This window comes from Yoonia sp. TsM2_T14_4, from assembly GCF_049602355.1.
GTDB lineage: Bacteria > Pseudomonadota > Alphaproteobacteria > Rhodobacterales > Rhodobacteraceae > Yoonia > Yoonia vestfoldensis_A.
In genome coordinates this window covers 1,518,759-1,542,539 of record NZ_CP187137.1, presented here as the reverse complement: position 1 = coordinate 1,542,539, position 23,781 = coordinate 1,518,759, and the positions used below count along the sequence as shown (strand labels likewise).

Genomic DNA, 23,781 nt, shown 5'->3' with positions numbered 1-23,781 from the left:
CTGTTTTGTCCTGTCGCCGTCCCGGACGTGATCCGGGACCTCTTGGTGGGCTTGGAGGTCCCGGATCAAGTCCGGGACGGGCCCCGGATCACGTCTGGGGCGGGGTCTCTACTTGTTTGCCGTGCGGATAATTCGACGGGCCGCGGGTGCGGAACGCCTCGCGGAAATGCACAGGCTCGGGGCCATCCGCGCCCAACCGGGCATCGGCCAGATAGGCCCCCGCGATTTCCGACGCCCGCGCCTTGGCCTGCAACAGGCGCAGATCGGCATGCGCCTCGTCGGTGATCAATTCAGCCTGGGACATCAGCGGCGACCAGCGGTCATCCTCGGTCAGCCAGACGGCATCACCGTCCAGCAGCGCATTGGCGGTGACGACCTTGGGGGTGAAACGGGGGGGCATCAGGCGAATTCCTTGATCTTGATGGCAGCCGCCGCCGCGTCGCGCGGAGCAAGGCCGTAAAAGGTGATGACGGGGCCGGTCAGGGCCGCGCGGGTCAGGGTGGGTTCCAGTTCCGCCAGACAGGTGGCGATCACGCGCTGATTGGCGCGGCTGGCGTTTTCGATGATCGTCACGGGTGTTGCGGGATCGGCCCCGTGCATCAGCAAACGGCCCTGAATGAACCGCGCGGCGCGCTTGCCCATGTAAATGGCTGCGACCTCGCCGGGGGCGGCCAGCGCGCGCCAATCGTGATCGGCGTAGCCGCGCGTGTCATGGCCGGTGATGAACCGCACCGCCGAATTGCGCCCGCGCTGCGTCAGGCTTTGCCCGATACCCGCCACCGCCGCAGAGGCCGCCGTGATCCCCGGCACGATCGTATAGCTCACGCCTGCGTCGATGATCGCGCTGATTTCCTCGTCCAGACGTCCGAACACTGTCGGATCGCCTGCTTTCAGCCGCACCACATGATGTCCGTCCAGCGCATGCTGCACGATCAGCGCGTTGATCTGGTCCTGCGGCATCGCACGGCCGAAACCCTGCTTGCCGGCGTCAATGATGATCGCTTCGCGGCGGGCAAGCTCCAAAATCTCAGCCGTGACCAGATTGTCGTGGATCACGACATCGGCTTTATCCAGCGCGTTGCGTGCTTTCAGCGTCAGCAGTTCAGGGTCACCCGGGCCCGCGCCGACCAGATCGACATGGCCCGCCTTGCTGCGCGCGGTGATGTGATTGTCGAGCAGCGTTTCCAGCGCGGGAATGATCCCGGCCTCGCCTGCCGTACCCATGGCCTTGGGGCCGTGCTGAAAATAGAAATCAGCCCAGAAATCGCGCCGTTTGCGCCCCATCGGCAGCACATCGACCGCATGGCGGAATGTCTTGCCAATCCGCGCCAGCACGCCCAGCGACACGGGCAGGCGTTCTTCGATATCGGCCTTGATCGCGCGGGCCAGCACGGGGGCGGCCCCTTCGGTGCCGATGGCGACGACGACAGGATCACGGTCGACGATGGCGGGGGTGATGAACTGGCTGTCCGCCAGGTTATCCACGATATTGACCAGCGCGCCATCGGCGTGGGCGATGGCGGCCACGCGGGCATCCTCGGCGTCATCTTCATTCGCGGCATAAAACAGGGCGGCACAAAGCGTATCACCCGGTTCCATCGCGCGATTGATGATGCGCAGCTTGCCCGCGGCGGCCCATGCGCTGATCTCGGGGGTGACATCGGGGGCGATCACCGTCAGATGCGCCGCGGTCTTCATCAGCAGACGCAATTTGGCCATGGCCGCATCGCCACCACCGGACAACACAATTCGGCGACCGGCGACAGCAAGGAAGATCGGAAAATGTTGCATGGCGCACCTTTTGATTTCTTGCCTTCAACATAGAACATTGTTCTGCTATTTACTGCCCCCAGACGGCAACAAAGGATGGATGTTCCAAGTTGCGCCAAAAACAGACCATGCGTCCTTGAATGATCGGAAAACAGGAATGGCTTTGCGGATTGATGCGACAGACCGGAAGATTTTAGCGGCCTTGCAGGCGGATGCGGCCCAGTCGCTGGACGATATTGCCAAGACGGTGGGGTCGTCCAAAACCCCCGTCTGGAATCGTATCCGCAAGCTGCGTGAGGCGGGGGTGATCGGCCAGCAGACCGTGATCCTTGATGCCGAAAAGCTAGGGTTCGAGGCGTGTTTTTTCGTGCTGATCCGCACGTCGGAACATGACAAGGACTGGCAGGCGCGGTTCCTTGCCGCGCTGAAATCACGGCCCGAGGTGCAAGAGGCGCATCGTCTGGCGGGCGATATCGACTATATCCTCAAGGTGCGGGTGAAGAATGCGCGGGCCTATGACACCTTCTATCAGGCGCTGATTTCAGAGGTAAAAGTGCATAATGTGACCGCGCTTTTGTCGATGGAAGAAATCAAATCGACGGTGGCCCTGCCGCTCTAGCGATGGGGTGCTTACGGGTGCGGGCGGGTTTTGCGCATCGTCAAGATCACACCGCGTTGATCGGGCCTGCCGCAGGCCTAGCGCGTGGCCACCATCAACCCTGTCAGCCCGTGAAAATGATAGACATCGCCATAACTGGGCTGGGCCGTCAGGCGCAGGTCTGGGCAGCGCGCGAACAGCACATCGAGCGCGATCTTCAGCTCGAGCCGTGCCAGCGGTGCGCCAACGCAGAAATGGATGCCGCCGCCGAAACTGGTGTTCTGCGGGCCGCTGCGCGCAGGATCAAACCGCGCGGGATCGGGATAGACCGCCGGATCGCGGTTTGCCGCCCCCAGCAGGCAGGCGATCTGGTCGCCGCGTTTGAAGCGCTGGTCGCCGATCTGCACATCCTCGTAAACCCAGCGGGTGAACATGTGCAGCGGCGGGTCGTGGCGGATAACTTCCTCTACGCAAGCATCTGTGATACCACGGATATTCTGTTCCAGCAGGGTCTTGGTGCCATTGCCCAAAGTATGCACCGTTGCTTCATGGCCCGCGTTCAGCAGCAAGATGCAGGTGGTGATCAATTCCTCGGTCGTTAGCTTTTCGCCCTGTTCCTCGGCCGCGATCAGGGTCGAGATCAGGTCGTCTGCGGGGGTCTTGCGGCGGGTTGCAACATAGCCGCGCATGAAATCTGAAAAATCCGTCGATGCGGTGATGGCCGCAGCCTCGATTTCCGGCGTGCGGCGGGCCTGATACATCGCGACCATGGCGTTCGACCATGCCAGCAGATCATCCGCGCGATCCTCTGGCACGCCCAGCAGCCGGGCGATGGTGATCACCGGCACGGGTTGGGCATAGGCCGTCAGCAGATCGAAGGGTTCGTCTGGGAAGCGGTCGATCAGGTCATGGCACAGCTGCGTGATCTGCGGGGCGAGCGCCGCAATGGTGCGGCTGGTAAAGGCGCGCAGGACCAGCGCGCGCAGGCGGGTGTGGCGGGGCGGTTCGAGTTCGAGCATCGAATGCGCCTCGATGTCATAGAACGGGCGTAGCGCATCGCGGATCGCGGGGGCCAGTTCGGGCGGACATTCGCGCCCCATGCGCCGGTCGCGCAGCACGGCATGAACAGCCTTGTGCGACACGGCACAGGGCATGGCATAATCGTCCCACCAGAAAAAATCACCCGTTTGCCGCGCGCGGTCATAGAACGGATAGGGGTTCTGCACAAAGGCGGGATCGGTCGGCGACTGGGTCAGATGCTGCATGGCGCAGCTTTGCCGCGCTGCCGCAATCTTTGCAATGGGGGCAGAACACATCCGATCACGAAACCGCGACGTTCTGACGCGGCACAGCGCCGTGCCGCTGTGTTAACCTGCATGCGATTGGATACCGCAGGCAGGCCGCAGAGTCGTCAACGATACCCAGTCAGCCAACGGGGGAGGAATGTTCATGGCGAAAACGTCTTTGGACGACGGAGTGTTCGACCGTTCGGCCTATCAGAACGCGAAACGGCAATTGCGTCTGGTGGAAACGGAACTGCCGCAAAACGCGGTATCCAGCCTGGCCAGAGAGGTCGTGCGCCGCCTTGCGTTCCGCATGCCGCGGCACGAAAACGCGGCCGACCTGCCGACGCAATCCGAAATCGACCTGCTTTGCGCCGCCCTGCTGTGGGCGGATGATACGGCTGCGGATCAGTTCATCCTTGCCGCCCGCCGTGATGGTGTCGATGTCGGGGCGATCAGCCGTGGCTATGTTGCCGGTGCTGCGCGCAAGCTGGGGCAGATGTGGGATGACGACCGGATTTCATTCATCGATGTGACGCTGGCCTGTGGCAAGCTTTACGGGATCATCCGTGGCCTGCGCCATGTGCTGGCCCCGCAGATCATTCAGGGCCGTGAAACGCGCCCTGCGCTGTTTGCCTTGGTGCCGGGCGAAACCCATACATTGGGGATCGAGATCGCGACCGACCATTTCCGCCGCGACGGGTGGGATGTGGATATGCTGATGGGGCTGGACCATGATGCGATGGTGTCCGAGGCCGACTTGCGCCATTACGAAGCCATCGTGCTGGTTGCCAATTCCGACCGCATGCTGGAACCGCTGACCCGGCTCAGCCTTGCGCTGCGCATCACGCAGCCGCTGGCGCATATCATCGTGGCGGGGGGCATTCTGGATCACCACCCCGATATCCTGCACCTTGTCGGAGCAGAGGCGGTGATGGCCGATCTGGATACCGCGATTGCCACCCTGCGCGACGTGCTGGGGCCAGCGAAAACCTAGCTTGCGGCAAGGGCCGCGATGATCGGGGTAAAATCGACAGCCTTCAGGCTGGCCCCGCCGACCAGCGCGCCTGTGACATGTGGCACGGCAAAGATGGCGGCCGCATTGTCGCCTTTGACCGACCCGCCATACAGGATGCCGAAACCGGCACCATCGGCAAAGCGCGCGGTCAGCCGCGCGTGGATATGGGCATGAACCTGCGCGATCTGGTCGGTGGTGGGCACCTTGCCAGTGCCGATAGCCCAGATCGGTTCATAGGCGATCACGGTATTGTCGGCGGTTGCGCAATCGGGCACAGATCCGGCCAGTTGCGCATCAATGACATCCAGTGTCGTGCCAGCCTCGCGCTGTGCGAGCGTTTCACCGATACAGATGATCGTGATCAGCCCCGCATCATGTGCGGCGCGTGATTTCGCGGCGACGATGGCGTCGGTTTCATGATGATCTGTGCGGCGTTCGGAATGGCCGGTGATGACATGGGTTGCCCCGACATCGGCCAGCATTGCCGCCGATATATCGCCGGTATGCGCGCCATGGGTGGCGGTGTGGCAATCCTGAGCGCCGATGGCGATCGGTAATCCCGCACAGGACCCGATCAGCGTGGCGGGCAGGCATATCAGCACATCAACATCATAGCCGCGCTGTTCTGCCAGCGTCGCCAGCTGTGTCAGATCGGCGCGCAATCCGTTCATCTTCCAATTGCCGGCGGCAAGCTTGCGTCGCATGGGCTGTCCTTTGATGGGCGTCAGCGCGACGCGATATTCTCCGCGAACTTGATCGATTCCCCGCAGCCGCAGGCATCGACCACATTGGGATTGCGGAACTTGAACCCGGATTCGAGCAAGGATGTTTCATAATCGATCTCGGTGCCGAACAGGAACATCTGCGCCATCGGCGCGATCATCACACGCGCGCCTTGCTGTTCGACGACCTCGTCCAGCGGATCAATGTCGGTGACATAGGCCATGGTATATTCCATCCCAGCGCAACCGCCCTTTTTCACACCAATCCGCAGGCCCTGATGGCCGTCCTTGGCCATGAGCCGGGCGATCTGGGTGGCGGCCTTTTCGGTGATGGTGACAGCTTGTTTGCCGGGGATGCCGAACATGGGAAACTCCTTGCGTTGTTTCCAAGATAGGGCAGGGACCCGGACGACACAAGGTCGCCGTCCGGGCCTTTGGGGTCACAGACCCATGCAATTGGCGTAATAGGTCGTGGTGGCGGGCCAGTCAGAGAACACGCCGATCACGCCGACATCCTGTGCCAGCACATCGAGCACCTCGAAATAGGCGCCGTCATTGGTGATCGCATCATTGACGCCCTGGAAATACCACCCGCCGCCGGTGTGCAATGGGCCGGACCGTTCCAGCGTCCAGGTGATGATCTGCAGATCGGCTGCCTTTGCGGCCGTGGCAAGTGCAGACGGCACGATCTTGCCGTCTTGCAGCGTGACCAGCATCCATGTCGGCGGCGCGATGATGTTCACACCCATCGCCTTGAGCTCTTCCATGGTGTTGGGCCAAGTCGCAGGATCATGCGGTGTATAGCCATCGACGGTTTCGTATTCGTCCATCAGATAGACAGCCTGCGCACCAAATGCGGGTTCGTTCTTGATCCAGTACAAGACATCGTCAAGGTTGAACGACTGCAGCCAGACGTCGCTGGCGGGGATACCGGCGGCTTTGTATTCATCGACCAGCTTTTGCGCGTAATCTTCCTGGCTAAAGCCGTTGAACGGCATTTCGACCGAGGGGGATTTCAGCTCTGGTGTGAATTTCGCGCCCAGATCGCGGAACAGCGCGATGGATTCGGCATGCGTCATCAGCGTAGCGTTTGTTGCATAAAGATCGGTGCGCCAGTTGGCGGTGCCGTTCAGATAGTCCTCGGCGGTGGTGGCGGCCGTGTTGGCAGCATCCATCTTGGGGTCAAGCGTCTGGAATTCGGCCAGCGTCAGGTCGCTGGTGCGGCATTCGGCGCTGGCGCGCGTGTCACCATTGGCGGGGCTAAAGCCTGCGGTGCATTTGTCGGCCAATGGTGTCACAAGGATGTTGGTCGTGGTGTGCAGGTCGTTCTGCGCATGGCGGCAGACCAGTTCCAGATCAGCGGTGAAGGTCACGTCACATTCCAGAATACCTGCACCCATCTGGGCTGCGGCGACGTTTGATTCGACAGTATGCTCAGGGAACATCAGCGGCGCGCCACGGTGCCCGATCGAGAAATCCGACCGCGTGGGCGTCTGGTCTGCGCAAGCCAGCAATTGCTCTTTCAGGGGGCTGTCGGTCATCTGGCTGACCAGATAGGCAGGGCGCGGACCATAGGTCAGTGCGGTCTCGGCGATGGCCGTGGTGCCGGCCAGCGTGGCAAGCAATGTAAGGGATAACCGTGTCATGGGATGCTCCAGTGTTATGACTGAAGCGGTGGATGCCGCGCGAATGTAACGGCTGCGCAATTCCGTTGTGAAGGTTTTCTGACGCTTACATGAAACCCAGTTCAAGCCGTGCTTCGTCCGACATCATGTCCATGCCCCATTGCGGCTCGAACGTCATTTCGACATCAACCTGTTTGACGCCGGGCAGAGGTTCGATCGCGTCAGCGACCCAGCCGGGCATTTCGCCTGCCACCGGACAGCCGGGCGCTGTCAGTGTCATGACGATGTTGACGGCGTTGTCGTCTTTGATGTCGATTGTGTAGATCAGACCCAGATCATAGATATTGACCGGGATTTCAGGGTCATAGACCGACCGGCACGCCTGAACGACATCGTCATACAAAGGATGATCTGTCGTCGATGGCGCGATCAAGGGCGCGCCTTCCAATTGTGCGTTTGCATCTGTCATCTGATTGGTTCCTGCATTCCTGAGAAAACATATAGGGTTTGCCGCCCATGCCGTAAAGGGGCGGCGGACGCTGCGGTCTTTCCAATCCCGCGCCCTTGCGGCATATGCCTTGCCAGCAAGAGGATAGCCGATGACCCAGCGTTTTTCATTTGACCTGCATGCCACCGACGGCAAGGCGCGCACAGGTGCGATCAGCACCCCGCGCGGCGTGATCCGCACGCCCGCCTTCATGCCCGTCGGCACCGCCGCCACGGTCAAGGCGATGCTGCCCGAAAGCGTGGCCGCCACGGGGGCCGATATTCTGCTGGGCAATACCTATCACCTGATGCTGCGCCCTACGGCGGAACGGATCGCGCGTCTGGGCGGGCTGCACAAATTCATGAACTGGGACAAGCCGATCCTGACCGACAGTGGCGGGTTTCAGGTGATGTCGCTGGCCGGATTGCGCAAACTGACCGAGGAAGGTGTGACCTTCAAAAGCCATATCGACGGATCGCGCCATCATTTGTCACCGGAACGGTCGATGGAAATTCAGGCGCTGCTGGGGTCTGACATCGTGATGTGTTTTGACGAATGCCCCGCCTTGCCCGCTGACCGTGACCGGATCAAATCCAGCATGGATCTGTCGATGCGATGGGCGCAGCGGTCACGTGATGCGTTCGGCGACAGGCCCGGTCATGCGCTGTTTGGCATCCAGCAAGGCGGGCTGGAACAGGACCTGCGCGAAGAATCCGCCCAAGCGCTGCAAGCCATCGGGTTTGACGGCTATGCCGTGGGCGGTCTGGCTGTGGGCGAAGGACAAGAGGCGATGTTCGGCGTGCTGGATTACGCACCCGACCAATTGCCGGTCGACAAACCCCGGTACCTGATGGGCGTGGGCAAGCCTGATGACATCGTGGGCGCGGTCAAGCGCGGCATCGACATGATGGATTGCGTGCTGCCGTCGCGGTCGGGCCGCACGGGGCAGGCCTTTACGCGCCACGGTGTCGTGAACATCAAGAATGCCCGCCATCAGGATGATCCGCGCCCCTTGGACGAGGCATGCACCTGTCCCGCCTGCCGCGGCTATTCGCGCGCCTATCTGCATCATGTGTTCCGCGCCAACGAGATGATTTCGGGCATGCTGCTGACATGGCACAACCTGCATTACTTCCAGCAGATCATGGCCGGTATGCGCGATGCCATATCCGCAGGCACCTTTGCCGCATGGGAGGCAGATTTCCACGCCCTGCGCGCGCAGGGTGATATCGACCCGCTGTGATCCATGGCTGGTTGACAGCCCCAGATGTCAGCCCCATTTGTATTGCCCAAGAGGGGACGCACCATGCTGCCGATCACACGGGGCTGACGCGTTCTGCCAAAAAAGGAAAAACCCATGCAAGAACCGTTGAGTTCGTCTTATCCCGTCCTGCCCCTGCGCGACATCGTGGTGTTCCCGCATATGATCGTGCCTTTGTTCGTGGGCCGCGACAAATCGGTGCGCGCATTGGAAGAAGTCATGCAGGACGACAAGCAGATCCTGCTGTCCAGCCAGATTGACCCCGGTCAGGACGACCCCGATCAGGATGGCATCTACAAATCCGGCGTGCTGGCCAATGTGCTGCAATTGCTCAAACTGCCCGATGGCACCGTCAAGGTGCTGGTCGAAGGGCGCAGCCGTGTGCGCATCACCGGTTTTCTGCCCAACGACTCGTTCTTCGAGGCCAGCGCCGAATATCTGACCGAAGAATCCGGCGATCCGACCGAGGTTGAAGCCTTGGTGCGCAATGTCGCCGCCGAATTCGAACGCTATGCCAAGGTCAAGAAAAACATCCCCGAAGAAGCCATGGCCGCCGTCAGCGACGCCACCGAGCCTGCAAAACTGGCCGATCTTGTTGCCGGCCATCTGGGCATTGAAGTTGCGCAAAAACAGGGCCTGCTGGAAACCCTGTCCGTCGCGGAACGGCTGGAAAAGGTTTACGGCATGATGCAGGGCGAAATGTCCGTCCTGCAGGTGGAACGCAAGATCAAGACCCGCGTCAAATCGCAGATGGAACGCACGCAGCGCGAATATTATCTGAACGAACAGATGAAGGCGATCCAGAAGGAATTGGGCGACGGCGAAGACGGCCAGAACGAAGTGGCCGAGCTGGAAGCCCGCATCCATGACACCAAGCTGTCCAAGGAAGCCCGCGAAAAGGTCGATGCCGAGCTAAAGAAACTCAAATCCATGTCGCCCATGTCCGCCGAGGCGACCGTGGTGCGCAACTACATGGACTGGATTCTTGGCCTGCCATGGAACGTTAAATCGCGCACCAAGAAAGACCTGCACAAGGCGCAGGCCGTGCTGGATGCGGACCATTACGGGCTGGAAAAGGTCAAGGAACGCATCGTCGAATATCTGGCCGTGCAGCAACGTTCGGCCAAGCTCAAAGGCCCGATCATGTGCTTGGTCGGCCCTCCCGGCGTGGGCAAGACCAGCCTTGGCAAATCCGTGGCCAAGGCAACGGGGCGCGAGTTTATTCGCATCTCATTGGGTGGTGTGCGTGACGAATCCGAAATCCGTGGCCACCGCCGGACCTATATCGGGTCGATGCCCGGCAAGATCATTCAGGCGCTGAAAAAGGCGAAAACCACCAACCCGCTGATCTTGCTCGATGAAATCGACAAGATGGGCAATGATTTCCGTGGCGATCCCGCATCTGCGATGCTGGAGGTGCTTGATCCCGAACAGAACGCGACATTCGTCGATCATTATCTGGAGGTCGAATATGACCTGTCCAACGTGATGTTCCTGACCACCGCCAACAGCTATAACATGCCCGGGCCTTTGCTTGACCGGATGGAGATCATCACCCTGTCGGGCTATACCGAAGACGAAAAGGTCGAGATCGCCAAACAGCATCTGTTGCCCAAGGTGATGCAGAACCACGGTCTGAAAGCGCGTGAATTCAGCGTGTCCGATGATGCGCTGCTGGCGATGGTACGTGTCTATACCCGCGAAGCGGGCGTGCGGAACCTTGAACGTGAACTGGCCAAGCTCGCGCGCAAGGCCGTGACCCGGATCGTCAAAAAAGAGGCAGAGGCGATTACCATCACCGCCGCCAATCTGACCGATTTCCTTGGCGTCGAAAAACACCGCTTTGGTCTGGCCGAAGAAAAAGACCAGATCGGTGTGGTGACAGGTCTGGCCTGGACATCGGTGGGCGGCGAATTGCTCAACATCGAGGCGCTGCGCCTGCCTGGCAAGGGCCGGATGAAGACGACCGGCAAGCTGGGCGATGTGATGAAGGAATCAATCGATGCGGCCTCCAGCTATGTGCGCTCGATCGCGCCGGAAATCGGGGTAAAACCGCCGAAATTCGACACGATTGATATTCACGTTCACGTCCCCGACGGGGCGACACCAAAGGACGGGCCATCGGCGGGCCTTGCGATGGTCACCTCCATCGTCTCGGTGCTGACGCAAATCCCCGTGCGCCGCGATATCGCGATGACCGGTGAAGTGTCGTTGCGCGGCAATGCGATGCCGATTGGCGGGCTCAAGGAAAAACTGCTGGCCGCGCTGCGCGGTGGTATCACCACGGTGCTGATCCCGCAGGATAACGCCAAGGACCTGCCGGACATTCCCGACAACGTGAAAGAAGGGCTGACCATCATCCCGGTCACACATGTGTCGCAGGTGCTCGAACATGCGCTGGTGCGCAAACCCGAACCGATCGAATGGGACGAAGCCGCCGAAGAAGCCGCCGCCGCCGCGGCAATCAAATCCGGCACCGCACCAGAGGCCGCGCGCACCCACTGACCGCGGTCTTGCAAAAACCAAAGGCGCGTCTTGCAAAAGGCGCGCCTTTCGCCTGCCAAGGCGCTGGCGCCGCGCGCCAAACCCGCTAAACTACCCCTGATTGCAACAGGACAGACCATGGCACGCGCAGATTCCTCCGCTTCCGAAACAGCCGCCCCGATGCCGCTGAAAAAACCCGACCTGCTAGATCAGCTGGCCACGCGCAGCGGGCTCAAGAAACGCGACGCCAAGCTGGCGCTGGACGCAACCCTTGCCCTGATCGGCGAGGCGCTGGCACGCGGTGACGACCTGCTTTTGCCCCCGCTGGGCCGGGTCCGCGTGGTCAAGGCCAAGGATCTGGGCGCAGGCGCACAGCTGCTGACATTGAAATTGCGCAGCGGCAAAGATGCCTCACAAAGCGGTAAAACCGGTCTTGCAACTGCAGTCGAGGACGTCTAAATCACCACGCAATGGGTGATTAGCTCAGTGGTAGAGCGCTTCGTTCACATCGAAGATGTCAGGAGTTCAAATCTCTTATCACCCACCATTTCGCTTGAAAGTGATGTGGTCCTTCGCCTGACAGCACAGCTCCAGCCTCACAGGTCCACAATGACATTCCCTGAAATCTATATCCTGCGCCACGGGCAAACCGAATGGAACGCCGAAAACCGGATGCAGGGCGCGCTCAATTCGCCGCTGACCGCGCAGGGCGCGGCTGACGCGGCGCGGCAGGGTGCGATCCTTGCGCAACGTGATCTGACTGGTTTCCAGTTCTGGTGCAGCCCGCAGGGGCGTGCGGTCCAGACGGCGGGCATCGCGCTGGCGCGGATCGCGGCACATATCCACACCGACCACCGCCTGCGCGAAATCGGTGTGGGCGATTGGGCAGGGTTGCTGCGCGACACGCTGCCGATGCCGGATGGCCCCGATCCAGTCGCTGCACAATATGCCATGGCCCCGAACGGCGAAGGTTTCGCAGCCCTCGAGACACGCTGCCGTTCTTTTCTGGCCGATCTGAACGCTCCCGCCGTTCTGGTGACCCATGGGATCACCAGCCGGGTGTTGCGCCGCATCCTTGCGGGGGATGCCGCGATTGCCGTGTCCACAGCGCATGGCGGGCAGGGGCGGGTCTATCACATCAAGGACGGCATCCAGCACCTTCTAGAAGCGTGACCCAGGCCGCCCGCACCCCCATTATCGTTCGAGCATAAATATCCTGGGGGTCCGGGGGTTAGCCCCCGGCCACCACTTGCATCACGCGCCGCGATATCCTAAAGCAGCTTCATCGGGTGATTAGCTCAGTTGGTAGAGCGCTTCCTTTACACGGAAGATGTCGGGAGTTCGAGCCTCTCATCACCCACCATCCACAATCCGCCACCCACAATCAGATTGTCGCGCCGCCGGTCTCGCACCGACATGTCATCGCGGTACTTTTGTGTGGGCTCGATTCACGATGTCGCCTGTCGCGGTCGGATCGGTCGCGCCGCCCATTTTGGTTAATCAAAAATTGATGGCAGCGCGCGGGATGATGGACCTTGTCAATCTCTGTGGCGGGCGTTGATTGCCAAGCATGGGTGCGTCAAGGTGCGCGGCGTGATTGCGTTTTTTTGGGGTCTCTCGATACGGATTTATTCATCGGCTTGCTTTGGTTGCATCGGCTAACTTGTGCCGTGACCAGCGCGCCAGTCTTTGTTGCAAATTTCTGCCGCGATCCGCGGGCGGCTGCGCGGATCAGAGTTATTTTCAGACAAGCCCTAAGACCGCTTGACGAGGCCCGCAGCCGCACTTAGAAGCACCCCACCAGCAGCGATGCTGGGAATGCAGATGCGCGGTTGTAGCTCAGTTGGTTAGAGTACCGGCCTGTCACGCCGGGGGTCGCGGGTTCGAGCCCCGTCAACCGCGCCACTGCCTTTCCCTTACAAAAGACGACCCGGAACGCCGCGCTGAAAAGCGCGGCTTTCGGTCTTTTTGCCGTTGACGCCCGGCGCGCCCACGATTATTGCGCCCCTCACGCGCGGTTGTAGCTCAGTTGGTTAGAGTACCGGCCTGTCACGCCGGGGGTCGCGGGTTCGAGCCCCGTCAACCGCGCCATTTCCCCGATATGACAGAGCGGCCTTCGGTGCTCTGCCTGATCACGCGGTCTGCGTCATTGCATGCAGGATTCGCGCCCAGGACCTGATTCCTTTGTGAAAAGACGACAGGTCATATTTTTCGTTGGGCGAATGGATCTGGTCGTCATTCTTGCCAAAGCCGATCAGCATCGCATCCATGTCCAAAATTTGCTTGAAATAGGCCGCAATCGGGATCGACCCGCCGCTGCCGACATAGGCGGCCGCCTGCGGCCATTCATCCGACAGCGCGCGGCGCGCCTGGGCAAAGGCGGGATGGGTCGTTGTCATCTGGCCTGCGGCGCTAGCCCCGTGCGCGGCAAAGGTCACGCTGCAATCGGCGGGGATCATATCCTGCACCATCTTGCGAAACGCGGCGCGGATCGCCAGCGGGTCTTGGGTGCCGACCAGCCGGAATGAAATCTTGGCGTGGGCCTGTGACGGCAGCACCGTCTTGAACCCGTCGCCGGTATAGCCTGACCACATACCGTTGACTTCGCAGGTCGGGCGCGACCAGATCATTTCCAGCGGACGGCGGCCTTTTTCGCCGGCGGGAATCGACAAGCCGACATCGCCCAGAAACGCCGCCTCATCAAAGCGCAGATCATCCCAAGCGGCAGCCAGTTCGTTCGACAAGTCTGGCACGCCGTCATAGAAACCGGGGACGGTGATGCGCCCGTCCTCGTCATGCAGGGCCGCAATCACGCGCGCCAGCACGCGGGCGGGGTTCATCGCCAGCCCGCCATACATGCCCGAATGCAAATCCTTGTCGGGGCCGGTGATCGTGATTTCCTCGCCCAGCAAGCCGCGCAGCTGGGTGATAATCGCCGGTGTGCTGTCGCCGTATAACCCGGTATCGCAGATCAGCGCGATATCGGCTGTCAGCTCTTTGGCATTGTCTTGCATGAACGGGACCAGCGAGGGTGAGCCTGATTCCTCCTCGCCTTCGAAAAACAGCGTCATTTTTGCGGGAAGTGACCCGTGCACAGCGATCCAGGCGCGGCAAGCCTCGACAAAGGTCATCAACTGGCCCTTGTCGTCGGATGTGCCGCGGCCGCGGATCACCTTGCCCTTTGGCGTGTCTTCGACCTGCGGATCAAACGGGTCGCGGTTCCACAGATGCAGCGGATCAACCGGCTGCACATCGTAATGGCCGTAAAACAGGACATGCGGCCCATCGCCACCCGCATGGGCCACGACCATCGGATGACCCGGTGTCGGGCGTTTGGACGCAGCGAATCCCATCGCCACAAGATCCGCCACCAACCAATCGGCGGCCATGTCACAATCGGCCTTGTAGGCCGGGTCGGTCGAAATCGACGGGATGCGCAGCAATTCCTTCAGACGTTCGACCGCCTGCGGCAAATCAGCATCAATACGGTCGAGAACGGGATCGAGGGACATGGGGAAGCCTTTCCAGAAATGTGTGATGCAAGGTTGTCCCGATCACAGCGCAGGTCAATGGCCGACGTGGCAACGCCCGATTGGACAAATCGCGCCAGCTGAAATTTATTGATCCAGATCATGGTCTGCACATTTTGGCCGGCCTAGGGTCAGCTCGGCGAGGGGTGACAGTTTGTAGCGTCTTGTTCGGGCGGTTTCTGCCCTATATGCAGATTAGAACGATTCATGGCGCCCCGCAAAAGAGAGCGTCCTGTCACGATAAGAAGGACGGATTGGTGGATTATAACGCCCAATTGGATACAGCGATCAACCGCTTGCATGACGAAGGCCGCTATCGCACCTTTATCGATATCGAACGCAAACGTGGTCAATTCCCGCATGCGACATGGGTCAAACCTGACGGATCCGAAATGCCCGTGACCGTCTGGTGTGGCAACGATTACCTTGGCATGGGGCAGCACCCTGTCGTGCTGGCCGCCATGCACGAGGCGATCGAGGCAACGGGCGCAGGTTCGGGCGGGACGCGCAACATTTCCGGCACCACCGTCTATCACAAACGGCTCGAGGCCGAGCTGGCCGATCTGCATGGCAAGGGCGCTGCATTGCTGTTCACCAGCGCCTATATCGCAAATGACGCAACGCTCAGCACGCTGCCGAAACTGTTTCCCGGCCTGATTATTTATTCCGATGCGCTCAACCATGCGTCGATGATCGAAGGCGTGCGCCGCAACGGCGGGGCCAAGCGGATTTTCCGGCATAATGACGTCGCCCATTTGCGTGAATTGCTGGCCGCCGACGATCCGGCTGCGCCCAAGTTGATCGCCTTTGAATCGATCTATTCGATGGACGGTGATTTCGGGCCGATTGCCGCCTTTTGCGATCTTGCCGAAGAATTCGGCGCGCTGACCTATTGCGACGAAGTCCATGCCGTCGGCATGTATGGCCCGCGCGGGGCAGGGGTGGCGGAACGTGACGGTGTGATGCACCGCATCGACATCATCAATGGCACGCTGGCCAAGGCATATGGTGTGATGGGCGGCTATATCGCCGCTTCGCCAAAGATGTGCGACGCTGTGCGGTCCTATGCGCCGGGGTTCATCTTTACCACCAGCCTGCCGCCAGCAGTGGCAGCCGCAGCGGCAGCGTCTGTTGCACATCTGAAAAAAGATCAGGCACTGCGCGACAGCCACCAGATGCAGGCGAAAATACTGAAACTGCGGCTCAAGGGGTTGGGCCTGCCGATCATCGATCATGGCAGCCATATCGTGCCGCTGATCGTCGGCGACCCAAAGCACACCAAAAAGTTATCCGATATGCTGCTGTCCGAATTCGGAATTTATGTGCAGCCGATTAATTTCCCGACCGTGCCACGCGGCACCGAACGGCTGCGCTTTACCCCGTCGCCGGTACATGGATCACGTGAAATGACCGCACTTGTGGGGGCATTGGACGGTTTGTGGTCGCATTGTGCATTGAATCGGGCTGAATTGGCGGGTTGACGCCTATTGCTGATGTGCAAGCATCGCGTTGATATGGTACAGCTTTTGCAAGCAGTACTTCCCGGTTGATTCGGTCGGTGCCGCTGAGGGGCGTAGTGCGGCAGGACAGTCAATGATGGGAAAGACCTTCAGGCGTGCCAGCGTGGCGCAGGACGTTCAAACCAGAGGGTTTGACGATTACGCCTTGCGTCTTGGCGATATCATGCGCGGCGAACGTGCAACGCTCGGCAAAAGCCTTTTGGATATCCAGCGCGAATTAAAGATCAAGGCGGCCTATATCGCTGCAATCGAAAATGCCGACCCATCGGCGTTTGATACGCCCGGGTTCATCGCGGGCTATGTGCGGTCCTACGCGCGCTATCTTGGCATGGACCCCGACGCAGCCTTTGCCACCTTTTGTAAGGAAAGCGGCTTTGCGACCGCGCATGGCATGTCAGAACAGGCGTCCTCGCTGAAAAATCGCGTGGCGGACACCAGCCGCGTGTCGGCTGGCAAGGATATCTTTTTATCGTCGCGCACGCCTTTCGTCCCTGCACGGGAATCGGTTTTCGCGCAGCTTGAATTGCGTGCCATCGGGTCTGTGCTGGTGCTGATCACGATGATCGCGGGGCTGGGCTATGGCGGCTGGACCGTGTTGCAAGAGGTGCAGCGCGTGCAATTCGCCCCGGTCGAACAGGCCCCCGTTGTGGTGTCAGAGCTTGACCCACTTGCCGGTGGCGGCAATGGATTCAATGTTCCTGGCGATGCGCTGGCGGATGTGACGTTGCCATCGCCCGATGCGCTGGACCGGCTCTATCGCCCGCAGGCGCTGGATGTGCCGGTCATGGTCGCGCGCGACACCCCGATTGCAACGCTGACCCCGCGCATGATCGGTGCCTTGGCATCAGGCCAAGATAATTCCGCTGTCGCGATGGTCGCAGCTGATCTGCCCATTGCTCAGCCAGATACCCTGCCGACCCCCAGTATTCAGGTGGTCGAACCGCCCGCGCCGCAGGTGCAATTGGTCGCCGCACGCCCAGCCTGGGTGCGGGTACAGGCAGCGGATGGCGTTGTCCTTTTCGAAGGCATCATGGAACCCGGCCAGAATTTCGTGCTGCCCGCGACCGAAGACCCCGCCATTCTGCGGGTCGGCGAAAGCGGTGCGATGTATTTCGCGGTCAATGGCCAGCATTACGGCCCAGTCGGGCAGCGCGGTGTTGTGACCTCCAATGTGGTTCTGTCGGTGGATAATCTGACCGCCAGCTATGCCTTGGCCGATCTTGCCAGTGATGCGGACCTGGCCGAAATCATCCGTGTCGCAGAAGCCGTGACAGACCAATAGCCGCAGACGCTTGCCCACAGCGGCAGGGGCGCTTAGGTTGCGGATGAACGCAGGTTTCGTGAAAGCGCAATGATGTCCCTGAACCATATCCGTCCTTGGCGGAATATCTATCGCCGCAAATCCCGTCAGATCATGGTGGGCAATGTGCCGGTTGGTGGCGATGCGCCGATCTCGGTGCAGACGATGACCAATACGCTGACCACCGACATCAAAGGCACCATCGCCCAGGTGCAGGCCGCCGCCGATGCCGGTGCCGATATCGTGCGTATTTCGGTCCCTGATGAAGCCTCGTCCAAGGCATTGCGCGAGATTGTGCGCAATGTCTCGGTGCCGATCGTGGCCGATATCCATTTCCACTATAAACGTGGCATCGAAGCCGCCGAAGCCGGCGCTGCCTGTCTGCGCATCAACCCGGGCAATATCGGCGATGAAAAACGCGTCAAAGAGGTGATCCGTGCCGCGCGCGACAACAATTGTTCGATCCGAATCGGGGTGAACGCGGGGTCGCTGGAAAAGCATTTGCTGGACAAATACGGCGAACCTTGCCCCGATGCGATGGTCGAAAGCGGGCTGGATCACATCAAGATCCTGCAGGACAACGATTTTCATGAATTCAAGATTTCCTGCAAGGCGTCCGACGTGTTCATGGCCGCCGCCGCCTATCAGCAATTGGCGGATGCGACCGACGCCCCGATCCATTTAGGGATCACAGAGGCGGGTGGCCTGATCAGCGGCACCGTGAAATCCGCTATCGGGATGGGCAATCTGCTCTGGATGGGGATCGGTGATACGATCCGCGTTTCGTTGTCCGCCGATCCGGTGGAAGAGGTCAAGATGGGGTTCGAAATCCTCAAATCCCTTGGCCTGCGGCACCGCGGGGTGAATATCATTTCCTGCCCGTCCTGCGCGCGGCAGGGGTTCGACGTGATCAAGACGGTCGAGGCGTTGGAAAAGCGGCTGGAACATATCAAGACGCCGATGTCTCTGTCGATCATCGGCTGTGTGGTGAATGGTCCGGGCGAGGCGTTGATGACCGATGTCGGTTTCACCGGCGGCGGGGCAGGGTCCGGCATGGTCTATCTGGCGGGCAAGCAAAGCCACAAGCAATCCAATGCCGATATGATCGAACATATCGTCGAACAGGTCGAAAAAAAGGCCGCCGAAATCGAAGCCAAGGGCGATCTGGCCGCCGAGTAGGGTGGATCTTGATCCACCTTACGAAACCCCACCAAGAGGCAGCAGATGCGACACGCAACCCGCGGCGACGTTGACCCTTTCATCGTGATGGATGTGATGGAAGCCGCCCGTCAGGCCGAGGCCGCAGGCCGCCATATCATCCATATGGAGGTCGGCCAGCCCGGCACCGGCGCGCCAAAAGCGGCGCGCGACCAGCTGATCGCGGATATGGCCAATCCTTTGGGCTATACCGTGGGCCTTGGCCTGCCCGATTTGCGCGCCCGCATCGCGCGTCATTATGGCGATTGGTACGGGCTGGACCTTGACCCTGCGCGCGTGGTCATCACTTCGGGTGCATCCGGTGCGTTTCTGCTGGCCTTTTCGGCGCTGTTCGACAATGGCGAAAGGGTCGGCCTTGGCACGCCCTGTTATCCGTCCTACCGGCAGATATTGCGCGCTGTCGGACTGACGCCCGTCGATATTCCGACAAGCCTTGCGGACCGGTTCCAGCCGCAGCCGCAGCATGTGGCCGCGCATGATCTGGCCGGGCTGATCGTCGCCTCGCCTGCCAACCCCACCGGCACCATGCTGGATGCCCCCCAATTGGCCGCCTTGGCCGAGGCCTGTGCCGCGCGTGATGCCGCGCTGATTTCGGATGAAATCTATCACGGGATCGACTACGACCTGCGCCCTGTCTCGGCGCTGAGCGTCACTGACGAGGTCTATGTCATTAATTCCTTTTCCAAATATTTCTCGATGACCGGCTGGCGCGTCGGCTGGATGGTTGTGCCGGATGACCACGTCCGCCGGATCGAACGGCTGGCGCAGAACATGTTCATCTGCGCACCCCATGCCGCACAGCGCCTTGCGCTGCATGCGATGAATTGCGCGCCGGAACTGGATGCCAACAAGGCCGTCTATGCCGCCAATCGCGCACTGATGATGGACGGGCTGCGCGCGGCGGGGCTGGGGGCCTTTGCGCCGCCTGACGGGGCGTTCTACATTTATGTCGATGTCTCTGCCTATACAGATGACGCCCGCGCCTTTGCCGCCGAGATTCTGGATCAGGCAGGCGTAGCCGTGACACCGGGGCTGGATTTTGACGCAGCCCGCGGGCATCACTGGCTGCGGTTTTCCTATGCGCGCGGCACCGCGGATATCATCGAAGGGCTGGACCGGATCGCGCGGTTCATGCAGGCGCGCCGCGCATGATCCGCTGGATCGTGCTGTGCTGCCTGTTGGCCACGAGTGCTGGCGCACAGGCGCGGTTCGACCCCGAAAGATCCGATATCCGCGATGGCTGGCGGTCGGTGCAGATCGTGCTGGGCCTGTCGGACATCGTGCCTTACCGGATATTCACGCTCGATGACCCGCGCCGTCTGGTGCTGGATTTTCAAGGGCTGGATACCGGCGGGGCCAGTGCCAGCCCGATCAACAGCGCCCGCCGCGTGACGGATATCCGCTTTGGCCCCTACCGGCCCGGCTGGACGCGGATGGTGCTGGACCTGAGCGAACCCCTGACGCTGGCCAAGGCCGAGATGACCCGCGACGCGCAGGGCGCGCAGCTGACCCTGCGGTTGGCCCGCACCACGGCGGATGATTTCGCCGCCGCCGCCGGTGCGCCGCCCGATCCGGGCTGGGATGCGTTGAGCGAAGCTGCATTGCGCGGGCTGGAGCAGCGCCAGAGCGGTGCTTTTATCGTCGTGCTTGACCCCGGCCATGGCGGCGTTGACCCCGGGGCTGAACGTAACGGGATCACCGAGGCGCATCTGATGCTGGAATTTGCCGCTGAAATCGCAGGCCAGCTGCGCGCCCAGGACGGGGTGGCCGTGGTCATGACCCGCGAGGCGGATGTCTTTGTCCCGCTGTTCACGCGGATGAGCATTGCGCGCCGCGCGCGGGCGGATCTGTTCATCTCGTTGCATGCTGATGCGCTGGAACACGATGATGCCTGGGGCGCCTCGGTCTATACCCTGTCCGAGGACAGCGACGATATCGCTATGGAACTGCTGGTAGAACGGCATGAGCGCGGCGACCTGCTGGCGGGGGTCGATCTGTCCGTCACCGATGACAGGGTGACCGGTGTGCTGATGGATCTGGCACGCCAGACCACCAGCCCGCGCGCGGCATCCTTTGCGGACCACGTGATCGCGCAGATGCAGGCGCAGGGCGTGCGGCTGAATGCCAAGCCCCGCCGTACGGGGCGGTTTTCGGTGCTGCTGGCCGCCGATTTCCCCAGTGTGCTGATCGAGGCGGGGTTTTTGTCAAATACGCAGGACCGCCAGACCCTGACCGACCCGCAAAGCCGCGCGCGGCTGGTGGCGGCGATCACGCAGGCGGTTGCGCAATACCGCAGCGGCATGCCCTAGCGCGGATCAGGCGATTGTGATGTCCCGCATTGGCGCGTGCCGCTTGACGGGCATTTGCGGTTTTGACCCCCACGCAGGCAGCGCGTATAAGCACACGGAATCCTGAAAGGAACGACCGCCCCGTGTTGCGCTTTATCTTCTCATTCTTCGGTGGCATTTTCACCTTTTTGACGATGGGTCTGGTGATGGCCGCGCTTGGCCTGGGCGGGGTGATTTTCCTTTATGGCCGCGATCTGCCCAGCTACGAGACGCTGTCGCAATACACGCCCAAGACGATCAGCCGGATTTATTCGCGCGAAGGCCGCATCATCGACGAATTCGCCGTCGAACGCCGCCTGTTCACCCCGGCCGAGGATATCCCCGATCTGGTCAAACAGGCATTCATCTCTGCGGAAGACAAGAATTTTTATACCCACCAAGGCTTTGACGCGACCAGCATGCTGTCGGCCGTGATCGACGCCGTGCAATCGCGTGGCGAAGACCTGCGCGGTGCGTCCACGATCACCCAGCAGGTGATGAAAAACTTTCTGCTCGACGGGTCACGGTCGGTGGAACGCAAGATCAAGGAAATCATCCTTGCCGTGCGGATCGAGCAGGCGATGTCCAAGGAACGTATCCTTGAGCTGTATTTGAACGAAATTTTTCTGGGCCAGAATTCCTTTGGCGTCACCGCCGCGGCGCTGACCTATTTCAACAAACCGCTGACCGACCTGACCGCGGGCGAGGCGGCCTATCTCGCGTCCTTGCCCAAATCGCCCAGCAACCGCCACCCCGTGCGCGACCAAGAGGCGGCGATTTTCTGGCGCGACAATACCCTGCGGCTGATGCATCAGAACGGCTATATCGACGATATCACGCTGGCGGTGGAAACCGGATCACCGCTGCGCACCGTGCAGGGCGGCGATTATGCTGATTTCCGCACGACCTTGCCGGACCGTGATTATTTCACTGATGAAATCCGCCGCCAGCTCAGCCAGGATTTCGGGCAGGAGGAATTTTTTTCCGGTGGCCTGTCGATCCGCGCCACGGTCGATCCCGAACTGCAAAAGGTTGCGGCACAATCGCTGCAACAGGCGCTGGAGGATTTTGACCGCGCCAGAGGCGTCTGGCGCGGTACCGGCCTGACCATCGCACCAGAGGCGCTGGCGGATGAAGCTGCATGGCGCGCGGCGCTGCGCGCAACCGATCTGCCGCGCGACGTGATGTTGGGGGGGCAATGGCACCCTGCCGTCGTGCTGGCCGTGGCCGAAAACAGCTTGCGCATCGGCATCGAAGGGCTGCCAGCCTCCGAGGCGGAACCCCATGTCGTGCCACGCCGCGATATCGAGTGGATGCGCGGCAATTTCTTTGACAATTTCACCCCCGGCGATGTGGTGCATGTCCGGCGCATCGTGCAGGACAGCGATGGTTCATTCCTGCGCTGGAGCCTGCGGCAGGTGCCAGAGGTCCAGGGTGCCTTTATGGCGATGGATGTGAACACTGGCCGCGTGATCGCGATGCAGGGCGGGTTCAGCTATCAGGCATCGGTGTTCAACCGCGCGACACAGGCGCAACGCCAGCCCGGATCATCGTTCAAGCCTTTCGTCTATGCCACCGCGCTGGACAGCGGCTATTCGCCCGCCACCATCGTGGTCGATGCCCCGATCGAGATCATGACCCCACAAGGGCTGTGGCGGCCAACGAATGCGTCCAACCAGTTTTATGGGCCGACACCCTTGCGCACCGGCATTGAACGGTCGCGCAACCTGATGACCGTCCGCCTTGCGCAAGAGGTGGGGATTGACCGTATCGCCGAATATGCCGAACGCTTTGGCGTTTATGACCGGATGAACCCGGTGCTGGCAGCCTCGCTGGGATCGGACGAGACGACATTGTTCAAGATGGTCGCCGCCTATGCGATGTTCGCCAATGGTGGCGAACGGGTCGCACCCACGCTGGTGGACCGCGTGCAGGACCGGTTCGGCAATACCGTCTATCTGCACGATGACCGGCAATGCCCCGATTGCGCCAATCTGACCTTGCCCGCAGGGCAGGCGCCGCTGATCTTGTCTAACCGCACCCGCGTGATGAACGAAGTCACCGCCTATCAGCTGACATCCATGATGCAGGGCGTGGTGGAACGCGGCACGGCGGCGGGGTCGGTGAACCTGCCTGCGCAGATCGCAGGCAAGACCGGCACCACCAATGACAGCAAGGATGTCTGGTTCGTGGGTTTTTCGTCCAATATCGTGGCGGGCTGTTACATCGGTTATGACAATCCGCGCAGTCTGGGCAGTGGTGCATCGGGCGGCGGCATGTGCGGGCCGGTGTTCAACCGCTTTATGACCGAGGCGATTGATGTGTTCGGCGCGCCGCCTTTCAGGGTGCCCGATCAATGCCAGTTCATCAAGATCGACCGCTTCAGCGGTGCGCGCCTGCCCGATGATGCCTTGGGCGACAACGTGGTGGCGGAATGTTTCCGCGCGGGCGAAGAACCGGTCTTTGGCATCATGTATGACGGCGGTTTCGCCATGGCCGCCGATCTGCCGCTGTATGACGAAGTGCCGCGCAGCCAGCGCGAAGTCACGACATCCACCGGCGATACGGCAACCGTGGGCGAGCGTGCGACCTTTGGCACCTTGTCCACCGGCGGGTTGTACTGACCGCCTTGCCGCTG

At 61.1% G+C, this 23,781-nt stretch carries 20 protein-coding genes and 4 tRNA genes; 16 read left to right on the top strand and 8 right to left on the bottom strand.

Going from position 1 to position 23,781, the window contains the following annotated elements; translation table 11 throughout:
• Positions 1-88 precede the first annotated feature (88 nt).
• Both ACPF9B_RS07555 and cysG read right to left on the bottom strand, forming a co-directional pair.
• Positions 89-400 (bottom strand): DUF2849 domain-containing protein, encoded by a 312-nt coding sequence (locus ACPF9B_RS07555; RefSeq protein WP_424176462.1) that lies wholly within the window; start codon positions 398-400, stop codon positions 89-91.
• Positions 400-1,791, bottom strand: a complete 1,392-nt coding sequence (cysG, locus tag ACPF9B_RS07550; protein ID WP_424176460.1) for a siroheme synthase CysG — start codon at positions 1,789-1,791, stop codon at positions 400-402. Before cysG ends, ACPF9B_RS07555 begins: the two co-directional genes overlap by 1 nt.
• 136 nt (positions 1,792-1,927) lie before the next feature.
• On the opposite strand from cysG, the gene ACPF9B_RS07545 reads away from it, so the two are divergent.
• Entirely contained in the window at positions 1,928-2,389 is a 462-nt protein-coding gene (locus ACPF9B_RS07545) for an Lrp/AsnC family transcriptional regulator (protein ID WP_040482762.1), read from the top strand.
• A gap of 77 nt (positions 2,390-2,466) precedes the next feature.
• On the opposite strand, the gene ACPF9B_RS07540 is transcribed toward ACPF9B_RS07545, so the two are convergent.
• Complete coding sequence (locus ACPF9B_RS07540) at positions 2,467-3,633, bottom strand: cytochrome P450 (protein ID WP_424176458.1); 1,167 nt, start codon at positions 3,631-3,633, stop codon at positions 2,467-2,469.
• 184 nt (positions 3,634-3,817) lie between these two features.
• On the opposite strand from ACPF9B_RS07540, the gene ACPF9B_RS07535 reads away from it, so the two are divergent.
• Positions 3,818-4,648, top strand: coding sequence for a cobalamin B12-binding domain-containing protein (locus tag ACPF9B_RS07535; RefSeq protein ID WP_424176456.1), 831 nt, complete (start codon positions 3,818-3,820; stop codon positions 4,646-4,648).
• On the opposite strand, the gene tpiA is transcribed toward ACPF9B_RS07535, so the two are convergent.
• From tpiA to ACPF9B_RS07515, 4 genes are all read right to left on the bottom strand, one after another.
• Positions 4,645-5,373 (bottom strand): triose-phosphate isomerase, encoded by a 729-nt coding sequence (gene tpiA / locus ACPF9B_RS07530; protein ID WP_424176454.1) that lies wholly within the window; start codon positions 5,371-5,373, stop codon positions 4,645-4,647. The two genes, ACPF9B_RS07535 and tpiA, sit on opposite strands and share 4 nt — an antisense overlap.
• A gap of 20 nt (positions 5,374-5,393) precedes the next feature.
• Positions 5,394-5,756 (bottom strand): HesB/IscA family protein, encoded by a 363-nt coding sequence (locus tag ACPF9B_RS07525; protein WP_007204501.1) that lies wholly within the window; start codon positions 5,754-5,756, stop codon positions 5,394-5,396.
• A 75-nt stretch (positions 5,757-5,831) separates the two neighbouring features.
• Positions 5,832-7,037: a glycerophosphodiester phosphodiesterase family protein gene (locus tag ACPF9B_RS07520; RefSeq protein ID WP_424176451.1), complete on the bottom strand. Its 1,206-nt coding sequence runs from the start codon at positions 7,035-7,037 to the stop codon at positions 5,832-5,834.
• An 85-nt stretch (positions 7,038-7,122) separates the two neighbouring features.
• Positions 7,123-7,485, bottom strand: a complete 363-nt coding sequence (locus ACPF9B_RS07515) for an SUF system Fe-S cluster assembly protein (RefSeq protein WP_424176449.1) — start codon at positions 7,483-7,485, stop codon at positions 7,123-7,125.
• 130 nt (positions 7,486-7,615) lie between these two features.
• On the opposite strand from ACPF9B_RS07515, the gene tgt reads away from it, so the two are divergent.
• The 8 genes from tgt (at position 7,616) to ACPF9B_RS07475 (ending at position 13,339) form a co-directional block, all read left to right on the top strand.
• Positions 7,616-8,746, top strand: coding sequence for a tRNA guanosine(34) transglycosylase Tgt (tgt, locus tag ACPF9B_RS07510; protein WP_007204504.1), 1,131 nt, complete (start codon positions 7,616-7,618; stop codon positions 8,744-8,746).
• A 114-nt stretch (positions 8,747-8,860) separates the two neighbouring features.
• Positions 8,861-11,269, top strand: a complete 2,409-nt coding sequence (gene lon / locus ACPF9B_RS07505; RefSeq protein ID WP_007204505.1) for an endopeptidase La — start codon at positions 8,861-8,863, stop codon at positions 11,267-11,269.
• 117 nt (positions 11,270-11,386) lie between these two features.
• Entirely contained in the window at positions 11,387-11,707 is a 321-nt protein-coding gene (locus tag ACPF9B_RS07500) for an HU family DNA-binding protein (protein ID WP_110549061.1), read from the top strand.
• Positions 11,708-11,720: 13 nt separating this feature from the next.
• Positions 11,721-11,795 (top strand) — tRNA-Val (locus ACPF9B_RS07495).
• Between the two features lie 62 nt (positions 11,796-11,857).
• Complete coding sequence (locus ACPF9B_RS07490) at positions 11,858-12,421, top strand: histidine phosphatase family protein (RefSeq protein ID WP_007204507.1); 564 nt, start codon at positions 11,858-11,860, stop codon at positions 12,419-12,421.
• A gap of 114 nt (positions 12,422-12,535) precedes the next feature.
• A tRNA-Val gene (locus tag ACPF9B_RS07485) sits at positions 12,536-12,611 on the top strand.
• A 465-nt stretch (positions 12,612-13,076) separates the two neighbouring features.
• Positions 13,077-13,153 (top strand) — tRNA-Asp (locus tag ACPF9B_RS07480).
• 109 nt (positions 13,154-13,262) lie between these two features.
• A tRNA-Asp gene (locus tag ACPF9B_RS07475) sits at positions 13,263-13,339 on the top strand.
• 41 nt (positions 13,340-13,380) lie between these two features.
• Here the strand turns inward: ACPF9B_RS07475 and ACPF9B_RS07470 are convergent.
• Positions 13,381-14,760 carry a M20/M25/M40 family metallo-hydrolase gene (locus ACPF9B_RS07470; RefSeq protein WP_424176445.1) on the bottom strand — a complete coding sequence of 460 codons (1,380 nt, stop codon included), beginning with the start codon at positions 14,758-14,760 and terminating at the stop codon, positions 13,381-13,383.
• A gap of 275 nt (positions 14,761-15,035) precedes the next feature.
• Here ACPF9B_RS07470 and hemA point away from each other — a divergent pair, with 275 nt between their 5' ends.
• From hemA to ACPF9B_RS07440, 6 genes are all read left to right on the top strand, one after another.
• Positions 15,036-16,259: a 5-aminolevulinate synthase gene (gene hemA / locus ACPF9B_RS07465; RefSeq protein ID WP_424176443.1), complete on the top strand. Its 1,224-nt coding sequence runs from the start codon at positions 15,036-15,038 to the stop codon at positions 16,257-16,259.
• A gap of 112 nt (positions 16,260-16,371) precedes the next feature.
• Entirely contained in the window at positions 16,372-17,580 is a 1,209-nt protein-coding gene (locus tag ACPF9B_RS07460; RefSeq protein WP_424176441.1) for a helix-turn-helix domain-containing protein, read from the top strand.
• 72 nt (positions 17,581-17,652) lie between these two features.
• Positions 17,653-18,777: a flavodoxin-dependent (E)-4-hydroxy-3-methylbut-2-enyl-diphosphate synthase gene (ispG, locus tag ACPF9B_RS07455; RefSeq protein WP_040483090.1), complete on the top strand. Its 1,125-nt coding sequence runs from the start codon at positions 17,653-17,655 to the stop codon at positions 18,775-18,777.
• A 45-nt stretch (positions 18,778-18,822) separates the two neighbouring features.
• The gene (locus ACPF9B_RS07450; RefSeq protein ID WP_424176439.1) at positions 18,823-19,968 is read left to right on the top strand and encodes a pyridoxal phosphate-dependent aminotransferase; all 1,146 of its coding nucleotides are present in this window, start codon (positions 18,823-18,825) and stop codon (positions 19,966-19,968) included.
• Positions 19,965-21,125 (top strand): N-acetylmuramoyl-L-alanine amidase, encoded by a 1,161-nt coding sequence (locus tag ACPF9B_RS07445; protein ID WP_424176437.1) that lies wholly within the window; start codon positions 19,965-19,967, stop codon positions 21,123-21,125. The genes ACPF9B_RS07450 and ACPF9B_RS07445 overlap by 4 nt, the downstream gene beginning before the upstream one ends.
• A gap of 122 nt (positions 21,126-21,247) precedes the next feature.
• On the top strand, positions 21,248-23,767 hold the full coding sequence (locus ACPF9B_RS07440) for a PBP1A family penicillin-binding protein (RefSeq protein ID WP_040482765.1): 2,520 nt from the start codon (positions 21,248-21,250) through the stop codon (positions 23,765-23,767).
• The last annotated feature ends 14 nt before the right edge of the window (positions 23,768-23,781 follow it).